We start from the raw sequence: 228 nt of genomic DNA, 5'->3' as shown, positions 1-228 counted from the left end.
CATGATTATAACCCACTTTGCCACTGCTTGATGAACTCGAACGGATGCAGCAGCATGATCACGTTGAGCGTAAGGTTGTCGCGGATGACGATCAGCGCCAGAACTTCAAAGAACAGCGCGATGGCGACGGTTATTTTCGTTGGCAGCCTGGCTGCGAGCAGGAAGCCGATCAGGGCGGCAACCGTGTCGGAGACCGAGTTCACGATGCTGTCGCCGAAATAGTCCACC

General features: G+C 55.3%; 1 protein-coding gene. It reads right to left on the bottom strand.

Translation table 11 applies throughout. The annotated features are described in order from the left end of the window. Positions 1 to 5: 5 nt before the first annotated feature. Positions 6 to 228, bottom strand: a 223-nt coding sequence (locus R0J92_RS27615; protein WP_411054028.1) for a DUF2585 family protein, incomplete at its 5' end; no start/stop codon positions are given.

Source organism: Tritonibacter sp. SIMBA_163, from assembly GCF_046535935.1.
GTDB lineage: Bacteria > Pseudomonadota > Alphaproteobacteria > Rhodobacterales > Rhodobacteraceae > Epibacterium > Epibacterium scottomollicae.
Note: the sequence above shows the minus strand (reverse complement) of the source record. Positions and strands in the feature narration are given on the sequence as shown.